The 1,973-nt window shown below is 66.2% G+C and carries 1 protein-coding gene and 2 pseudogenes; 2 read left to right on the forward strand and 1 reads right to left on the reverse strand.

Annotated features, from left to right (window positions below; all coding sequences use genetic code 11):
- Positions 1-137: pseudogene (locus FHS37_RS38680) on the forward strand (IS5/IS1182 family transposase); the annotation flags it as partial.
- Positions 138-144: 7 nt separating this feature from the next.
- A pseudogene (locus tag FHS37_RS38685) lies at positions 145-579 on the forward strand (transposase); the annotation flags it as partial.
- 63 nt (positions 580-642) lie between these two features.
- Here the strand turns inward: FHS37_RS38685 and FHS37_RS38690 are convergent.
- Positions 643-1,814 (reverse strand): IS3 family transposase gene (locus tag FHS37_RS38690; protein ID WP_184830008.1). Its coding sequence is split into 2 segments (ribosomal slippage): positions 643-1,550 and positions 1,550-1,814, totalling 1,173 coding nucleotides; the frame shifts between segments, so codons are not numbered across the junction.
- Positions 1,815-1,973 lie beyond the last annotated feature (159 nt).

Raw genomic sequence — 1,973 nt, forward strand, 5'->3', positions numbered from 1 at the left:
AACGCACCATGTCCTGGCTGACCGGATACCGCCGCCTCAACCACCGCTACGAACGCCACCCCCGCAACTACCTGGCCTTCCTCGGACTGGCATCCACCCTCTGCTGCTACAAGCGGTTCCTCAAACTGACCATGTAGGACACGGTCTAAGCGGCTGCTGGAGTCCGCCCTGGAGGGCGAGATCACCGGCCATCTCGGCTATGACAAGCACGATCCGGCGGGCAAGAACGGCGGCAATTCCCGTAACGGCACACGCTCCAAGACGGTGCTGACCGACGTCGGCCCGGTGGAGATCGTTGTGCCCCGTGACCGGGACGGCTCGTTCGAGCCAAAGATCGTCAAAAAGCGGCAGAAGCGCCTGACCGGGGTCGACGAAATGGTCATCTCGCTGGCCGCGAAGGGCCTGACCACCGGCGAGGTGCAGGCCCACCTGGCCGAGGTCTACGGCGCCGAGGTCTCCCGCCAGACCATCTCCACCATTACCGACAAGGTGCTGGAGGGCATGGCCGAGTGGCAGAGCAGGCCCCTCGACCCGGTCTATCCGGTCGTCTTCATCGACGCCCTCCATGTGAAGATCCGGGTTCTGTCGACGATCTTGTGATCCGGACGGTGGGGCTTCCACCTTGATCGTGGACACCGGTTGTCATGCAGCGATGGCCAGCGTAGTGGATCTCTGTTCGAAGGCGACCGGCGCAAGGTAGCCGATCGTGGAGTGCCTGCGCTGGTGGTTGTAAAAGCCGAGCCAGCGGAAGACCGCGAGCCGCGCGGCCCGTTCTGTCGGCCAGCCGCGTCGGCTGGGCAGGATCTCCCGCTTGAGCGAGGCGAAGAACGACTCCGCGGCGGCGTTGTCCGCGGAGGTGCCGACCGCTCCCATGGACCGGAGGATCCCGGCCTGGTGGCAGACGTCGGCGAATGTCTTCGACCCGTATTGAGCCCCGTGATCGCTGTGGAAGATGACGCCGTCCACCTGGCCGCCGCGAGTGCGGACGGCCGCGTTGAGCGCGTCGGTGACAAGCTCGGCCCGCATGTGATCGGCCATCGACCAGCCCAGCAGGCGATGGGAGAACACGTCGATGACGGTGGCCAGATACAGAAACTTCCCGCCGGCGATCGGCAGATAGGTGATGTCGCCGACCCAGGCCCGGTCGGGGGCGGATGCGGTGAAGTTGCGCCGCAGCAGATCGGGCACCGCCTGGGCGGCGAGGTCCGGAACCGTGGTGCGGTGCCGCCGCTTCAACCTCCGTCCCTGGATACCGTGTTGGCGCATGAGCCGCTCCACGCGCTTGCGGTTCACCATCACACCGCCCTCGCGGAGCTCGGCGGTGATCCGCTTGGCGCCGTACGTCTTCCCGGACTCTGTGTGGATCTTGCGTATCCGCCGGGTGAGCGCGGCGTCCGCGGCCTTCTTCGCGGCCCGCGCCGGGGCGGTCTTCAGCCACTGGTAGAACCCGGACCTCGACAGGTTCAGCACGGTACAGAGCCGCTTCACGCCGAAGGCGCCGCGATGGTCGGCAACGAACTCGAAGCGGCTCACCAGTTCGTCTCGCCCGCAAAATACTTGGCCGCCCGGCGCAGGATGTCACGTTCCATCTCCAGCTCCCGCACCTGCTTACGCAAGGCAGCGATCTCCGCGTCCTTCGTGGACGCCGCAACCGCCTCGGGCCTCTCGGCCTTCTCCGCGGTCTTGATCCACTGCCGCAGCGTCTCGTGGTTCACGCCGAGCTCGGCGGCGATGCGTGAGACGGGCCGGCCCGACGAACGGGCCAACGCCACCGCGTCCGCCCGGAACTCCGCCGAGTACTTGTAGGTCCCCACTCGGGACTCCTCTCCCTGGACTCAAGATCCAGTGTCGAGGTGTCCACGATCAAGGTGGAGGGCCCGGTTGAGCGGGGTGTGCCGACTGTTCGCGATCATGCCTCGGGTGCTCTCGTGATGTGCTCCTGGAGTTGTTTCCGTATCTGTCCACGCTGCTGA

The organism is Streptomyces griseomycini, assembly GCF_014203535.1.
Classification (GTDB): domain Bacteria; phylum Actinomycetota; class Actinomycetes; order Streptomycetales; family Streptomycetaceae; genus Streptomyces; species Streptomyces griseomycini.